We start from the raw sequence: 15,714 nt of genomic DNA on the forward strand, positions 1-15,714 counted from the left end.
CGGGTCCCACTTCCGCGAGACGGCGCTCTCGTTCCCTACGCGGGCGCCCCTCTGCAACGACCCGGCGCTCTCGTTCCCTGCACGGGCACCCTTCTCACGCGAGACGGCGCATTCGTTCCCGAAAACGCGATTTCCGGGAACGGATGCGCCGTCTCGCGGAGGGGTGGGAACGAGAGCGCCGCCTCGCCGACGTCGACGTCAACGGGGACGCCGACGCGACCAGACCCCCCGGCGGCTCAGCGCGCCGTGGCCTCCGGGGCGCCGGCGGCCGGGACCGACATCGTGCGCGGGGCCTGGGCGGCGGGCAGGTGACGGCGGTAGAAGGCCACCGCGATCCCCAGGCACAGCAGCGCCACCACGGACCCGCCGGCGAACATCAGCGGGTAGGTCAGCCACGTGTTGAGCATGGCCAGGGTCGCCGGGATGAAGAAGCCCAGGTAGGTCAGGGAGTAGTACACGGCGGTCAGCCCGGCCAGGTCCTCCGGTCCGGCGATGCGCTGCACCTCCTGCAGCCCGGAGACCAGCAGCATCCCGTAGGCCAGCCCCAGGGCGGCCGCGGCCAGGATGGCGACGGCGGGGTCGTGGGTCGCGGCGGCCCAGGCGGCCAGGCCCATGCTGGGCACGGTCGCGGCCAGGCCCACCACCACGCCGCGGGCGGAGCCCGGGTCATCCAGCTTCTTGCCGACGGACTGGATGCCGATGCCGAATCCCAGGGCGATCAGGCACAGCAGCCCGGAGAAGCCGACGTCGAGCCCGTGGGTGCGCGAGCCCATCAGCCCGGGCAGCACCGCGTAGGCGCAGCCGGCGCAGCCGAAGACCCACGGCGCCATCGGCACCACGACCCACAGGAACCGCCGGTGCGTGGCGGCCGGGATCTTCAGGTCCTCGGCCAGCGGCGCCGGGGTGGCCTGGCGGGCGTGGGTCTCCGGGGCGCGCAGCACCATCAGGAAGCCGATCGCGGTGACGAGCAGGTGCACCAGGTACGGGGTCTGGGCCTGCAGGGGGCCGAACTGCGCCAGTGCCGCGGCCACCGCCGCCCCGAGGCCGAAGCCGGCGGTCAGGGCCATGGAGGAGCGGCGGGCGCCGGCGGACTCGTCGGCCTCGGGGTCGTAGGGTGCGCCGGAGAGCTCCTTGATCCAGGAGCCGCCCACGACCATCACCAGGCCCAGGGCCAGGCCGGAGAAGATGCGGCCGAGGAACAGCACGGCGGGGGAGGAGGTCCCCACTCCCAGCAGGATGGAGGCGATCATCGCCAGCACCGGGGCCGGGACCATCAGGGGGCGCCGACCGTACCTGTCGGACATCGGGCCGCCGATCAGCAGGGCGGGGATGATGCCCAGCACGTAGGCGCCGAGCAGCACGTCCACCGCGCCGGTGGACAGCCCATCCAGGTCCTTGTACATGATCAGCAGCGGGGTGAACTGGTTGCCGCCCCAGGCCACGGCGAACAGCGCGGCGGCGACCTTCAGCCAGTGCGGGATGCGCGGGCGGGCCGCACCCACGGGCACGACGGCGTTGGCCGAGGTGGCGGGGTGGTTCAGCTCGGGGCGGGCGGTGCCGGCGGGGCGGGCGCCGTCGGCCGCGTCGTGGGCGGCGGCACCGGTCTGGGGATCGGCCGGCGGCGTCGCGGCGGCGGTGACGTCGTGGGTGGTGGCGGCGGTCTCGGCGGACACGCGGGTTTCCTTTCGGTGCGGCGGTGCGGTGGGGGATGGCCGACGACGTCGGCGGCCGGGTCCCGCGCGGGCGGCGCGGGAAGTGCGGGGGCGCCGTCCCGGAAGACGGCAGGGCTCGGGGTTCGGGGCGGGGATTACGGGGCGCCGAGCAGGCGCTCGTGCACGGTGGTCAGGTGCTCGGTCAGCGCGGTCTCGAAGGCTCCCGGGTCCCCGGCCCGCACGGCGTCGAGCAGGTTCCGGTGTCCCGCCAGCACGGTGGCGGAGCGACGGTCGTCGCGCCAGACGGCGCGGGCGGACATGCGCCGCTGCCGGTCCGCGAGGCTGAGGTAGAAGGTGGTGATCAGCTGATTGCCGGCGGAGGCCACCAGGTGCTGGTGGAACTGGGCGTCGGTGGCGACGAAGTCGTCGTGGTCCTCGGCGCGGCGGGCGGCGTCCTGCCGGTCCAGGATCTCGGCCAGCTCCGCGGCCACCTGCTCCTGCTCCTCGGCGGCCACGATCTGGCGCACCGCGTGGGATTCCACCATGATCCGGGCCTGCACGACGTCGCGGATCTCGTGGGGGCCGACCTGCCGGATCAGGGCGCCGCGCTTGGGGTAGAGGGTCATCCACCCTTCGGTCTGCAGGCGGATGAATCCCTCGCGCACCGGGGTGCGGGAGACCTCCAGCGCCGCGGCGATCTCGCCTTCGGAGATCAGCTCCCCGCCCTCGAGGTCGTGCTCGAGGATGCGGGTCTTGACGTGCTGGTACACCAGGTCCGCCGCGGAGGCGCCGGTGGGGTGGGCGGGAGCGGTCTGGGCGGTCATGGGAGCCTTCCGGGGGATCGGCCCGACGAGGTCTGGTGAGCCTCACGAGCACAACTTAGATACAAGTTGCATCATAGTCTCATCGCGCCGCGAAGCAACCCCCGCCTCACCGACGGGATCGCCTCCGCTGTCCGGCCGGTTCCGCGGCCCTGGGTGCGGCCCCTGGGTGCGGGGCCCTGGAGCCGGGACGCTGAGGGGCCCGGCCGCCGGCAGGCGATGCCCCGCGGCGTCAGGCCATGCGGGCTGAGATGACCAGCAGGGCGGGGACCGAGGCGAGGGTGGACAGCAGCACGATGTCCCGGGCCAGGGAGACCTGCTGGTCGTACCGGGAGGCGAAGTTGAACAGGTTCTGCGCAGTCGGCAGCCCACCCAGGACGGTCGCGGCGAACAGGTCGTGCGGGGCCAGGTGGAAGGCGAAGCGGCCCAGGAGGTAGGCCGCCACCGGCATCATCGCGACCTTCAGGCCCACGGCCAGCAGGGTCTCCGTCCGCTGGCCCGGCACGGCGAGCGGTCGGCTGCCGCGCAGGGACATGCCGAAGGCCACCAGGATCAGCGGGATGCCGGCCCCGCCGAGCAGGCGCAGCGGCTCGTGCACGACGTCGGGGACCGGAAGCCCCAGCAGGTTCACGATGATCCCGGCCGCCGAGCCGAGGATCAGGGGGTTGCGCAGCGGCTGGGTGGCGATGGTCCTCAGCCTCACCTGCCCGCGGGAGACGACGTCGAGCACGGCCAGGCACAGCGGCGTGGCGAAGATCAGCTGGAACAGCAGGATCGGGGCGACCTGGGCCGGGTCCCCGAAGATGTAGGTGGCCACCGGCAGGCCCATGTTGTTGGCGTTGAGCAGCCCGGCCCCGACGGCGCCGACGGTCACCCGGGCCACCCCGCGGCGCAGGATGAGTCCGGCGACCAGCGCGTAGAGGCCTGCCATCGCGGCGAAGCTGATCGCGGCCACCGGCAGGCGCCCGGAGAAGATGACGTGCAGGTCCGTGCCGGCCAGGGTGGTGAACATCAGGGCGGGCAGGGCCACGAAGAAGGCGAAGCGGTTCAGCTGCCATCCGGCGCCTTTGCCGAGCACCCCGGAGCGCTCCACGGTGTAGCCGATGCCGACGACGACGCCGATGATCGCGAACCCCTCGAGCACCCCGAGCATGGGCGGCCCCTTTCCTCCTGGTGAGCGCGGCGACGTCGGCTCCTCGCCCTCGAGTCTAGGGGCGCGGGGTGTGGGCCTGCTGCCGCGTTGAGAGGGAGGCGCGATGCCGCTTCCCGCGCTGCCCCGTCCTCGGGTCCTGACTGCGCCGGGTCTCAGACGCCGGTGTCGGTTTCCTCCTGGAGAGGACGACCTACCCTGAAGAGTCCCAGACCCGTACCATGTCTCTCAGCACTGATGACCAGGGCCGACATGCCAGTGTCGAAGAGTGACGACGTACGCTGCGTTCGGATGCGCCTTCCAGGGCGACGGAGGATGATCTTGTTGCCGGATCTTCTGCAGAGAACCCCGGGTTCGTTGTTCGCTCCTGAGGTCAGGCGCTTTCCTGGCGAGGCCTCGCGGCGCCAAGAGATGGAAGGGGCGTGATGGACCTGGGCTGGTTCGATGCGCTCACCTTCATCTGCGCCGCGGCCATCATCATCAGGAATCGGGTGTGCAAGAAGAAAGGTGTCGAACCGATCGATCATCGACTGTTCAGGAAGGTCGTTCCCTGGGGTGATCCGCGGATTGTCGGCTCTTCACGAATGAGGGTGTAGCGCGGGTCTGAACCCTCCGGCTTCGAGCAGCGACCGAGCGATGTAGTGGGTGAGGTTGCGGAAGCCCAGAGCGGAGCCGCGAAGGTGTTCGAGCCGCCCGTTGACGGCCTCCGTAGGACCGTTGCTGGTGACAGGTCGGTCGAAGAACGCGAGAATGTCAGCGGCGCGTTGCTTCAGCGTCCGGCCGAGCTTGCGCAGCTCGACGAGCGGGGTCGGGACCCCGCTGGCGAGTGAGTCGATGAGCTGCTGCATGGCGAACCTCCCCAGACCCCGGTCGGGTTCCCGATATGCGGTGACCATCCGCTGGTAGATGCCCCAGGTCGCCTCGACCTCGGCATGTCGCTCATCGGCGAACAGCGCTTCAAGGCGGGCTTGTTGCTTCTCGGTGAGCAAGCCGGCACCGGTGTGCAGGGTACGACGCGCCGTGTAGAGCGGATCATTCTTCCTCCCGCGCCGCCCGAACGCATCGCGCTGGACGCGGCGGCGGCACCCATCGAGCGCGTCACCGGCCAGCCTCACGACGTGGAAGGGATCCATCACCGTCACCGCCGCAGGCAGCTCTTCGACGGAGGCGGTCTTGAACCCGGTGAACCCGTCCATCGCGACGATTTCGACACCGTCTCGCCAGGTCCGCGGCCGATCCGCGAGCCAGGTCTTGAACACCGCCTTCGAGCGTCCCTCGACCATGTCCAGCAGCCTGGCAGGTCCCGTTCTCTCACGGACCGGTGTCAGGTCGATGATGACGGTCACGTACTTGTCGCCGCGGCGGGTATGCCGCCAGACATGCTCGTCGACGCCGAGCACTCGGACACCGTCGAACCGGCCCGGTGCGTCGATCAGGCGGCGTTTGCCCGCGGTGAGGATCGCGGTGTTCGCGGTGTGCCAGGACACGCCCAGGCCGGCAGCGGCGCGCGAGACGGTGAGGTGCTCGATCACGATGGCCTCCAGCGCCCACCGCATCCCGCCGCGAGACAGCCTCGCTCGTGCGGGCGCGGCCTGGGTGAGGTCTTCACGCCAGGACCGCCCGCACCCGGGGCACGCGTATCGGCGGACGCGGACCAGCAGCGTGGTGGGTCGGTGTCCGAACGGCTCGTGCGCCAGGTATCGGGCATCCGTGCCTCGGGACAGTGCCTGGCTGCCGCAGCCGCGGCACCACGGATCCGGCTCGGCAACGCGGCACTCCAGGACCGCACGGTCCGGTTCGATGTGCTGGCCCACGGCTATGAGGCCGAGCTCATCAAGTCGGCAGAACACGGTCAGGTCAGGGGTGGCGAAGGTATCGTGGGGCATGTCGGGGTCTTCCGGATGGGTAGTGTAGGAACTTCCATCATCGGGAGGCCTCGACCCTCACCCAGGCAGCGACGCGCCGGCCGCACCTACCTCCTCGATTACGAAGAGCCGGACATCTTGGGGATCTGGCCAGGCAACGGGGACGGGGAGTCGGCGAAGTTCTGGTTCGCCTGCCTGACCGAACTGAAGAACCGCGGGGTCAAGGACGTGTTCTTCGTGGTCTGTGACGGGCTCAAGGTGGCTATGTCAACTTCATTTGGCCCCGGGTTGTCGGTCTGGCTGGGCCCCGGTTGGGCACGAGAAGCCAACCCAGAGTGAACTCCGGGCAGCTTATGGGGGGGCAGTTCATGTCAGTGGTGTCGGCGCAGGCGCAGGGAGTTGGTGATGACGCTCACCGAACTGAGGGCCATGGCGGCTGCGGCGATCATCGGGGACAACAGCCAGCCGAAGGCGGGGTAGAGCACTCCCGCGGCGATCGGAATGCCGATGACGTTGTAGATGAATGCGAACAGCAGGTTCTGCTTGATGTTGCGCATAGTGTCGACGGACAGGTCGCGGGCCTTGACCAGGGCTGCGAGGTCGCCGCCGAGGAGGGTCACGTCTGCGCTCTCGATGGCGACGTCGGTCCCGGTGCCCATGGCGACGCCAACGTCCGCCCCGGCCAGGGCAGGGGCGTCGTTGACGCCGTCACCGGCCATCGCGACCGTGTGACCTTGCTCCTGGAACCGCTGGACGTGCCCATGCTTCTGATCCGGAAGCACGTCCGCGATCACCTCGTCGATGTGGAGCTCGTCGGCGATGGCGTGGGCGGTGGTGGCGTTGTCCCCGGTCAGCATCACGATCCGCATGCCACGGTGACGTAGGTCGTCGATGGCCTGGGCGGTGGTGGGCTTGAGTGGGTCGGCGATGGCCAGGATGCTTGCAGGCTGACCATCGACAGTCACGATGACGGCAGTGGCTCCTTGGCGACGGAAGGCGTCGATGTCGTCGGTCAGGGGGGTCGTGTCGGCATGCTGGGTCGTGAGGAAGGCAGGGCTGCCGACCATGACCTGGTGACCGTCGACCAATGCTTCGACGCCGCCACCCGGGTGGGCGGTGAATGCAGTGGCGGTCGGTACGGTGACGTCGCGTTCTCGCGCCGCGTCGACGATCGCGCGGGCCAAGGGATGTTCGGACCCGGACTCGACAGCGGCCGCCATGGCCAGCACGATCTCGGCGTGGTGGCCGGCGACGACCTTCTGGTCGACGAGGCTGGGATGGCCCTGGGTCAGGGTCCCGGTCTTGTCGACCACCAAGGTGTCGATCTTCTGCAGTCGTTCGAGTGCATCGGCGTTCTTGACCAGGACGCCATCGCGGGCTCCGCGACCAACCCCGACCATGATGGACATGGGTGTGGCAAGGCCAAGCGCGCAAGGGCAGGCGATGATGAGCACGGACACTGTAGCAACGATCGCGAACGGTAGCCGGGGCTGTGGCCCGACCGTGGCCCAGACGGCGAAGGTGATCAGTGCGATGCCGATCACGACCGGCACGAACACAGCGGAGATCTTGTCGACGAGCCCTTGGATGGGGGCTTGGGAACGTTGCGCCTGGGACACGAGGTCGACGATGCGGGCCAGGGTCGAGTCGGCGCCCAGGCCGGTGGCCTCGATGACCAGGCTGCCGTCGCTGGTGATGGTGCCGCCGATCACACGGTCGCCGGGGTTCTTGTCAACAGGTACCGGCTCGCCGGTGATCATGGATTCGTCGACGTAGGCGTGGCCGTCGACCACAATGCCGTCTGCTGGGATCTTCTCACCGGGGCGGACCCGGCAATGGTCGCCGACCTGCAGGTCCGCGGATGGCACTTCCTCTTCTTCTCCGTCGGGGTTGATGCGGTGCGCGGTGGCTGGCGACAGGTCCAGCAGGGCGCGGATGGCACCCGAGGTCTGGTCGCGTGCCCGCAGTTCGAGTACCTGCCCCAGCAGCACCAGGGTGATGATCACGGCGGCGGCCTCGAAGTAGACGCCGACCCGGCCACCGTCATCACGCATGATGGCCGGGAAGATCCCCGGGGCCAGGACGGCGACCACACTGTAGAACCACGCGGCACCCACACCGAGGCTGACGAGGGTGAACATGTTGAGGTGCCGGCTGGCCACTGATCGGGCGCCACGTGCGAAGAATGGCCACCCGGCCCACCACACCACGGGGGTGGACAGCGCGAGTTCGACCCAGGGCACCCACGCCCCGACGGCCAGGGCCGGGACCATCGCCAGCACCACCAGGGGCAGGCTGAGCACGGCTGCCACGCGGAGACGGCGGCGCATGTCTGCCAGCTCTGGGTTGGGTCCGTCGTGGACGCCCACCGAGACCGGTTCGAGCGCCATGCCACAGATCGGGCACTCGCCCGGCCCATCCTGCCGGATCTCGGGGTGCATGGGGCAGGTCCATTCGCCATCGCGTGGGCCGGTGTCGGCCTGTGGTGGCGGGGCGCTCTGCCCGCCGTGCTCTTGGTGGGCAGCAGGCTGCCCGGGGTGGGTGTGCTGGTGTGCTGCTGGCGCGGGGGGCTGTCCGTCCGGTTGGAGGAACATGCCGCACTTAGGGCAGCGGCCAGGGTGGTCACTGGTGACCTCGGGGTGCATGGGGCAGGTGAAGGAGTCCCCTTCAGCCGTGATGGGCTCGTCGGGTGGGGTAGGGCTGGTCATGGTCTTCCTCGTCCGTTGAGTGGTGGTGCTCTGTGGTGCTGGTGGGCGCGTGGTGCGAGGTTCTTGGCTCAGTGGTGATCGGCCCCGTGGTTCATCATCCGCATCATGAGCCACATCATCACTACGCAGCCGAGGGCGGGGATGACGGCGGCCATGACGCCGCCTGCGGCGAGGCTGGCACGACCTGTCCACAGGTATCCGGCCACGATGAGCAGCATCGGGGCACACATCAGCAGGTGCATCCAGTGGTGGCTCTTGCCGTGGCCTGTCATCTTCGGATCGTGCCGGTGCTGCACGGGCTCGAGTACCGGGTCGGCGGCGGGGCGGGGAGCGTCGCTGTCACTGCGGTTGAGCTGGGTGGGGCTTGTGTACATGGTGGTCTCCTTCGTCGTGTGTGGCTGGCTGCCGTCACCATCCAGACTGTCGAGCGTCCATGAAGCTGGACCGGGGCAAATGATGAAGGTTTGACCAAGACGTCGGAGGCATGTGCGGGCATGCGGCGGTGCGGTTCCCGGGGTGACGCGGGAACCGCATCGGCGTGGGCTGGGGTCAGTAGCGCAGGCTGGTCATCATGCCGATCTCGGCGTGGTAGATGTTGTGGCAGTGCAGCATCCAGGCTCCGGGGTTGTCGGCCTGCAGGTCGGCCTCGATGGTCTGCATGGGCAGCAGCAGCACGGTGTCCTTGCGCAGTCCGTTGCTGCCCGGCAGGGACCAAGTGTGGCCGTGGATGTGCATCGGGTGGGCCATCATCGTCATGTTCGTCATCCGCATCCGGACCCGCTGTCCCGGGCTGATCGACAGGGGTGTGTCCTCACCGAACTTCTTGCCGTTGATGCCCCAGGCGTAGGGCTTCATCTGGCCGTTGAGCTGGACCTCGAGGGTCTGCTCCGGTTCCTTGTCGGGCAGCTTGGCTGCGTCGGCGGCGCGCAGGGCGGTGCCCAGGGCAGCCTTTCCTCCGAGTTCGGGGATTCGGGTGGTGGCCGGCGGAATGCTGCCGGCGCCGGTCTTGACGATGGCGCGGGCGGGAGTACCGGTCTTGCCCTCGGGGGCGGCCTGCAGCACGAAGACGCCGTCGCCGACGGTGACGGTGGCGTCGATCCTTTCTCCCATGGCGAGGTAGATGGCCGTCGCCTCGACCGGCTGCACGGCGAAACCGTCGGCGTGGGTGATGGTGAGTCGGTGCCCGGACAGGCCGACCTTGAAGATCGTGTCGGCTCCGGCATTGATGAGCCGTAGCCGGACCTTGTCCCCGGGGCGTGCCGTGAGGGTGCGCGGTGCGGCCGGGATCCGGCCGTTGACGACGTAGTGCGGGTAGCTCACGTCTCCGGCATCGCCCAAGGGGGAACTGCCGTGGTCCATGCCTCCCATGTCGTGGTTCATTCCTTGGGACAGGGGGCCGCTGTTGGCCTTGAAGTCGGCGAAGATCGCATCCGGTGACTTGCCAACCCCATCGGTCCAGTCATCCAGGACCAGGACCCATTCCGCGTCGTGGTCGCCCGGATCGCGTGGGTCGTCCAGCACGAGGGGAGCGTACAGCCCCCGGTCGATCTGGACTCCGCTGTGGGGATGGAAGAAGTAGGTTCCGGCATGGGGTGCGACGAACTCGTAGGTGAAGGCACTCTTGGCGGCGATGGGGTCCTGAGTGACACCAGGCACACCGTCGGAGGCGTTGCGCAGGGCAATGCCGTGCCAGTGCACCGAGGTGGCTGTGGGGAGCTGGTTGTCGACCGTGACCCGGAACAGGTCGCCCGCCTTGCCGCGCAGGACGTTCCCGTCGAGTTCGTCGGTGTAGGCCCAGGTCTTGGCCAGGACACCGCCCAGGTCCAAGGTGACAGGGCGCGGGGTCAGGGTGTGGGTGACGGTCGTCGCCCCGGTCGGGGTGGCGAGTGGTGTCTGGGTCGGGATGGCCCATGTGGCCGGGGTGGTGCTGGCCGGGGAGGGCTGCTTGGCGCCGCATGCAGCCAGGGCGCTGGTGGATGCCAGGCCGAGGCCGGCGAGCAAGGCCTGTCGGCGAGTGATCGTGTTCATGCCCACGACTCTTCCCGCCCCGCATTGTGACCGGGTCAGGGAAGTGTGGAGATTCGATCAAGACTTCGTGGCAGCACCAGGGTGAACGACGCACCGCAGCCCACCCCCGGACTGGCCGCCAGCACGTCGCCCCCATGTGCCCGGGCGACGGCTCTGGCGATGGTCAGGCCGACTCCGGTTCCGCCGTCGACGTCACGGACCCTGCGTGATCCTTGGTGGAAGAAGCGTTCGAAGACGTGGGGCACCTCACCGGCGGGTATGCCTGCGCCGGTGTCGCTGACCTGGATGGACACCGAGTCCGTGTCAGACCAGCTCGTCACACATACCTCACCCCCGCGTGGCGTGTGCTGGACGGCGTTGCGCAGCAGGTTGTCCAGGACCTGGCCGATGCGTGCAGGGTCGACATCCACCTCCACGGGGCAGTTGCCACGGGTCACCAGCTGGATACCTGCCTCGGCACAGGCTTTCGCAGACGAGGTGACCGCCGATTCCACCAGGTCATCGATGCGGGTCAGCCGTAGTTCCAAGGGGATCCGCCCCTCCTCTGCCCTGGAGACCTCGGAGATGTCGGCCGCCAGCGCCGTGATGCGCTCGTTCTGGCGTTGGAGGACCTCAAGGACCTCCGGCCCATACACGGCGACTCCGTCCTGGAGGCTCTCGAGCGTCACCCGCGTCACGGACAGGGGCGTTCGCAGCTCATGGCCAAGATCGGTCAACATGCGTCGTCGGGTGGCCTCCGTGGCCGCGATCTGGGCCGCCATCCGGTTGAACTCATGGGCCACGGATTCGAGTTCGCGCCCCAGTGGCGGCATGCGCACGGGGTCGTCGTAGTTGCCGTGCGCGACCCTCTCAGCCCCCTCGGCCAGGGCATCCAGCCCTCGGATGAGGCTGCGGTTCAGCACCCATGACGTCACCGCCGCGATCATCATCGCGGCGGCAAGCCCCAATCCCAGGGAGGCCGCACCGGCGTCATGGAAGGCACGCTCGGCATGGTCCAGCACCATGGGCTGGGTGTGCCCGGCCTCGGCCATGTGCTTCTTGAACAACGGCGGGCCCATCTCCAGGGCGGTCAGGACCAGCGTGACGCTCATGGTGACCAGGACGGCGAACTGGGTCCACACCACCCGTCGACCCCACGACAACCCGGGCCACAGCTCTGATGGCCGTCCTCCCATCAGCCTCGGCCCATCCGGTAGCCCACGCCCCGCACAGTCAGCACGTAGCGGGGATCGGCGGCCTCCTCACCCAGCTTCTTGCGAAGGTGTGCCACGTGGACATCGACCAGATGGTCGTCGCCGACCCAGTCCTCGCCCCAGACCATGTCCGTGAGCTGACGCCGGCTCAACACACGTCCGGGATGCGCGGACAGCGCCTTCAGCAGGTCGAACTCGGTGCGTGTCAGGTCCACCGCCACACCATCCATGAAAGCCTCGCGCGAGTCGGGATGCACCACCAGTTCCCCGATCCTGCGGGCGACGGATACCGAAGCCGTGGATCTCGGGCGACGCAGCATCACCTGGACGCGTGCGACGAGTTCGCGCGGGCTGAAGGGCTTGGTGAGGTAGTCATCCGCGCCCACGGACAACCCGATGAGCATGTCCACCTCGTCAGCTCGCGCGGTCAGCATCAGGACGTAGCAGTCGCTGAAGGTGCGCACCTTGCGACAGACCTCCACTCCGTCGAGGCCCGGAAGGCCGAGGTCGAGGATGACGACATCCGGCTGCTCCTCCCGGATCCGCGACACCGCCTCGTTCCCGTCTGCACACGTGTCTGCGGCCATGCCGGCCCGTTCCAGGTAGTTCTTCACCGTGCCGGCCAGCACCGGTTCGTCGTCGACCACCAGCACCGAAGTGCGCGCCACATCGCTCATGGCTCCATCTCACCACGAAACCCAGCAGGCGTCACCTCGTCGGTTGCGAGGACGGGGACATGTTGTGGTTCATGCTGCCCATGTCGTGGTTCATGCCGGACATGCCACGGGGCTTGACCCTTGATCTTGGACACGCGGAACCCAGCACGATGCTGGGAGAAGCGAGAATCCAAGGATGGCCAGTAAGAACTACACCGACGAGTTCCGTCGCCGGGCGGTGGACTTGTACGAGTCCACCCCGGGCGCGACGCTCAAAGGGATCGCAGCGGATCTGGGCGTGTCCCGGGGCGCGTTGAAGGAATGGGTCGACAAGTTCGGCTCCGGGACGACGGCGGGTGCGGCCACGGCCGCTCCGACGCAGGGCCGGCCGGGGTCGCCGGGGGCGAGGATCGCCCGGTTGGAGGCCGAGAACGCGGCGTTGCGGGCCGAGCAGGCCAAGCTGGCCCAGGAGCGGGACATCCTGCGCCAGGCGGCGAAGTATTTCGCCGGGGAGACGAACTGGTGAACCGCTTCCAGTTCGTCGAGGACCACAAGGACGCCTGGGGCGTGAAGCGGTTGTGCGAGGTCATCGAGATCGCCCGGTCGTCGTTCTACGCCTGGCTGGCCGCCGAGCCGGCACGGGCGGCCAGGGCGGCGGCCGACGCGGCGCTGGTGTCGCGGATCCGGGTGCTGCAGGACCCGGCCCGGGGCGGGGACCGCGCCTACGGCGCGCCCCGGATCACGGCCGACCTCAACGAGGACGTGCCGGCCGGTGACCGGGTCAACCACAAGCGCGTGGCCCGGGTGATGCGCGAGCATGGCCTGGCCGGAATCCGGTTGCGCAAACGCGTGAGGACCACGATTCCGGACCAGTCCGGCAGGCGGTTCCCCGACCTGATCGGCCGCGACTTCAGCATCGGCGCGCCGTGCTGCCGTTACGTCGGTGACATCACCTACCTGCCCCTCGAGGACGGCACGAACCTCTACTTCGCCTCCTGCATCGACCTGGGCTCCCGGAAGCTGATCGGATGGGCCATGGCCGGGCACATGCGCACCGAGCTCGTCGAGGACGCGCTGAAGGTCGCCTGGTGCGAGCGTGGGACGCTGGCCGGGGCGGTGTTCCACTCCGACCACGGCTCGGTCTACACATCGAAGTCCTACGCAGCGCTGTGCGAGCAGCTCGGGGTGAGACAGTCGATGGGAGCGGTCGGCTCATCGGCCGACAACGCCCTCGCCGAAAGCCTCAACGCGGCCCTCAAGCGTGAGCTGCTCGAAGGCCGCGCCGCGTTCCCCGACGCGCCCACCGCCTACCGGGCCGTGTTTCGATGGGCGAACCGCTACAACACCCGCCGACGCCACTCCGCGATCGGCAACATCGTCCCGAATGCCTACGAAACCGCCGCCTCCGCTACGCTCACGGAAGCGGCATAACCGAAACGACACCGTGTCCACGATTCGGGGTCAAGGCCCTGTGGACGGTGGTTCGGTGGTGTTTACGGCCATGACTACCTCACATTGACGATCATCGATATGAACGTCCTCATTATATAGACAACCGTCAATATGACAAGTCACGGGGTGTTCGTCGTCGAGATTCAACCCTTTCGGGTGCGTCGGGGTGCGGCCGTGGAGCTAGGCCGGGTGGAGGTCACCTGTCATGGCGGGGGCGGGGATGGCTTGGCGGCGGCGTGCTGACGATTGGCCCGTCGGGGGTGTGGGCGGGTGGTGAGCGCGCGCTGAGGAGCGCCCCCGGGGTTCACGCTCGGCGGGGGCGCTCATTACTGCAGGGGGTCAGGGTTGGGCGCGAGTGCTCGCTGGCTGGTGCTGGGTCACCCATGCCTGCGCGGCGATCTGGATGGCGTCCCAGGGCGAGCCCAGCGGCGGTGTGTAGGCGAGGTCGAGGTCATTGATGCCGGCCACGTCCATGCCGTGGAAGAGCGCGGTGGCGTAGGTGTCGACCCGCTTGGCGGTCTCGGTGGTCAGGTGCCCGACGAGCTGGGCACCTAGCAGCCTGCCGGTGGCGCGGTCGCCGGTGATGCGGATGGTGATGGGGTGGGATCCCGGGTAGTAGGCCTTGTGGTCGTCGGGCGCCGAGGTGGTGCTGGCGGGGTCGAACCCGGCGGCGATGGCTTCGTGCTCCCGCAGCCCGGTGCGGGCTGCGACCAGGTCGAACACCTTGAGCACCTGGGTGCCGATGCTGCCCGCGAATCGGGCGTTGCCGCCCAGCGCGTTCTCGCCGGCGACCCGTCCCTGTTTGTGGGAGGTGGTGCCCAGTGGGAGGTAGGTGGTGCCGAGCAGGCGATGGTGGGTGGCGACGCAGTCGCCGGCGGCCCACACGTGTGGCAGGCCGGTGGCCATCGTCTCGTCGACGAGCACCGCACCGCGGGGCCCGGTCTGTGCTCCAGATCGGACGAGCAGGTCGGTCTCGGGGGTGACACCGACCACGACCAGAACGAGGTCCACATCCCACGACAGGGCTTCGCCGTCTCTGGCCTGACCGGTCACGTGCAGGCCGTCAGCACCCTTGGCTATGCCGGTGACGCTCGTACCGGTGTGGATATCGACCCCGTGCCGCACGAGTTCGGCATGGACGAGGGTACCGAGTTCGGGGTCGAGGGTGGACAGTACCTCGGGGGCGGCCTCGACCTGGGTGACGTGGATGCCGCGGGTGGTGAGGCCTTCGGCCATCTCCAGGCCGATGTAGCCGGCGCCGACAACCAAGGCGGTGCGCGGCTGCAGCTTCCCGAGGGAGTCGCCCAGGGCGAAGGTGTCGCCCATGGAGTGCAACAGGTGGACGCCGTCGGCGGCGCCGAGGGTGTCGAGTCCGGTGATCGGGGGACGCACGGGCCGGGCGCCGGTGCCGACCACCAGCGCGTCGTAGTCGACCAGGGCGGGGGTGTCGTCGGGTCCGATGGCCTCGAGCTGACGGGCGTCGACGTCGATGCGGGTGGCGCGCGTGTCGAGCAGCAGGTGCAGGCCCGCGGCCTCCAGGTCGGCGCGGGTGCGGTGTGCCAGGTGGTGCCAGTCTCCGACCTCGCCGGAGATGTAGTAGGGGATCCCGCAGATGGAGAAGTTCGGGTAGGCGTCGGCCACCACGACGGTGACCTCGGTCGACGGGTCGAGTTCGCGGGCACGCAGCCCCGCGGAGATGCCGGCATCGCTGCCGCCGACGCACACAACGTGCATGGGGATGTCCTTTCGGGTCGCCGGGCCTCAGCCCAGCATGGCGAGGTACTCGTGCAACGCGGCCAGCCCTTCGGGTCGCGGGGTGAAGTGCGCCCACTTGCCGCGCATTTCCTTGTCCACCAGCCCGGCCTCGACCAGCTTCTTCAGGTGGTGTGACAGCGTCGGCTGGGTCACGCCGAACACCTCGGACATGTGACACGCGCACACGCTGGAGCACCGGCTGGCCGCGATGTGGTGCAGGATCCGCAGCCGCACCGGGTCAGCGAGCGCCTTCACGACGAGCGCAACCCGTTCCGCCTGCTCCATCGAGATCGTGCCACCACCCGGCGCGCAGGCCTCGGCGGCGGCCATCGGGGCTTCCAGCAGTTCGGTCATGCAGACATGCTACCCGCTCATATTGACACCTGTCGATATGTGTGCCATGCTCACTCATATCGACGGTCATCAATGCGTGA

At 69.0% G+C, this 15,714-nt stretch carries 13 protein-coding genes and 1 pseudogene; 3 read left to right on the plus strand and 11 right to left on the minus strand.

The genetic code is table 11. The features are described 5' to 3' along the window. Positions 1 to 236: 236 nt before the first annotated feature. The 3 genes from AC0VXQ_RS00950 to AC0VXQ_RS00960 all read right to left on the minus strand — a co-directional run bounded on the left by AC0VXQ_RS00950 (position 237) and on the right by AC0VXQ_RS00960 (position 3,626). Positions 237 to 1,673 carry an MFS transporter gene (locus AC0VXQ_RS00950; protein ID WP_318247409.1) on the minus strand — a complete coding sequence of 479 codons (1,437 nt, stop codon included), beginning with the start codon at positions 1,671 to 1,673 and terminating at the stop codon, positions 237 to 239. A 134-nt stretch (positions 1,674 to 1,807) separates the two neighbouring features. Beyond that, the gene (locus tag AC0VXQ_RS00955) at positions 1,808 to 2,476 is read right to left on the minus strand and encodes a GntR family transcriptional regulator (RefSeq protein ID WP_475528788.1); all 669 of its coding nucleotides are present in this window, start codon (positions 2,474 to 2,476) and stop codon (positions 1,808 to 1,810) included. 229 nt (positions 2,477 to 2,705) lie between these two features. Continuing rightward, positions 2,706 to 3,626, minus strand: coding sequence for an AEC family transporter (locus tag AC0VXQ_RS00960; protein WP_224800025.1), 921 nt, complete (start codon positions 3,624 to 3,626; stop codon positions 2,706 to 2,708). A gap of 419 nt (positions 3,627 to 4,045) precedes the next feature. On the opposite strand from AC0VXQ_RS00960, the gene AC0VXQ_RS00965 reads away from it, so the two are divergent. Continuing rightward, complete coding sequence (locus AC0VXQ_RS00965) at positions 4,046 to 4,219, plus strand: hypothetical protein (RefSeq protein ID WP_165590123.1); 174 nt, start codon at positions 4,046 to 4,048, stop codon at positions 4,217 to 4,219. Here AC0VXQ_RS00965 and AC0VXQ_RS00970 read toward each other — a convergent pair. After that, positions 4,202 to 5,509, minus strand: coding sequence for an ISL3 family transposase (locus tag AC0VXQ_RS00970; protein ID WP_475528791.1), 1,308 nt, complete (start codon positions 5,507 to 5,509; stop codon positions 4,202 to 4,204). The two genes, AC0VXQ_RS00965 and AC0VXQ_RS00970, sit on opposite strands and share 18 nt — an antisense overlap. 111 nt (positions 5,510 to 5,620) lie before the next feature. Here AC0VXQ_RS00970 and AC0VXQ_RS00975 point away from each other — a divergent pair. Beyond that, positions 5,621 to 5,746: pseudogene (locus AC0VXQ_RS00975) on the plus strand (transposase); the annotation flags it as partial. Between the two features lie 113 nt (positions 5,747 to 5,859). On the opposite strand, the gene AC0VXQ_RS00980 reads toward AC0VXQ_RS00975, so the two are convergent. The 5 genes from AC0VXQ_RS00980 to AC0VXQ_RS01000 all read right to left on the minus strand — a co-directional run bounded on the left by AC0VXQ_RS00980 (position 5,860) and on the right by AC0VXQ_RS01000 (position 12,094). After that, on the minus strand, positions 5,860 to 8,196 hold the full coding sequence (locus tag AC0VXQ_RS00980) for a copper-transporting P-type ATPase (RefSeq protein WP_058730460.1): 2,337 nt from the start codon (positions 8,194 to 8,196) through the stop codon (positions 5,860 to 5,862). 68 nt (positions 8,197 to 8,264) lie between these two features. Further along, the gene (locus tag AC0VXQ_RS00985) at positions 8,265 to 8,570 is read right to left on the minus strand and encodes a hypothetical protein (RefSeq protein WP_040159608.1); all 306 of its coding nucleotides are present in this window, start codon (positions 8,568 to 8,570) and stop codon (positions 8,265 to 8,267) included. Between the two features lie 175 nt (positions 8,571 to 8,745). After that, positions 8,746 to 10,224: a multicopper oxidase family protein gene (locus AC0VXQ_RS00990; protein ID WP_058730459.1), complete on the minus strand. Its 1,479-nt coding sequence runs from the start codon at positions 10,222 to 10,224 to the stop codon at positions 8,746 to 8,748. A gap of 35 nt (positions 10,225 to 10,259) precedes the next feature. After that, positions 10,260 to 11,315 (minus strand): sensor histidine kinase, encoded by a 1,056-nt coding sequence (locus AC0VXQ_RS00995; RefSeq protein ID WP_475528795.1) that lies wholly within the window; start codon positions 11,313 to 11,315, stop codon positions 10,260 to 10,262. Between the two features lie 83 nt (positions 11,316 to 11,398). After that, a complete protein-coding gene (locus AC0VXQ_RS01000) occupies positions 11,399 to 12,094 on the minus strand; it encodes a response regulator transcription factor (protein ID WP_058730458.1) in 696 nt (231 codons plus the stop codon). A 175-nt stretch (positions 12,095 to 12,269) separates the two neighbouring features. Here AC0VXQ_RS01000 and AC0VXQ_RS01005 point away from each other — a divergent pair. Next, positions 12,270 to 13,504 (plus strand): IS3 family transposase gene (locus tag AC0VXQ_RS01005; RefSeq protein WP_099049741.1). Its coding sequence is split into 2 segments (ribosomal slippage): positions 12,270 to 12,579 and positions 12,579 to 13,504, totalling 1,236 coding nucleotides; the frame shifts between segments, so codons are not numbered across the junction. Between the two features lie 360 nt (positions 13,505 to 13,864). Here the strand turns inward: AC0VXQ_RS01005 and AC0VXQ_RS01010 are convergent. Next, positions 13,865 to 15,259 carry an FAD-dependent oxidoreductase gene (locus AC0VXQ_RS01010; protein ID WP_061225554.1) on the minus strand — a complete coding sequence of 465 codons (1,395 nt, stop codon included), beginning with the start codon at positions 15,257 to 15,259 and terminating at the stop codon, positions 13,865 to 13,867. Positions 15,260 to 15,286: 27 nt separating this feature from the next. Further along, a complete protein-coding gene (locus AC0VXQ_RS01015) occupies positions 15,287 to 15,634 on the minus strand; it encodes an ArsR/SmtB family transcription factor (RefSeq protein WP_061225555.1) in 348 nt (115 codons plus the stop codon). Positions 15,635 to 15,714: the final 80 nt, after the last annotated feature.

Source organism: Rothia sp. QJM3NY_36, assembly GCF_056173115.1.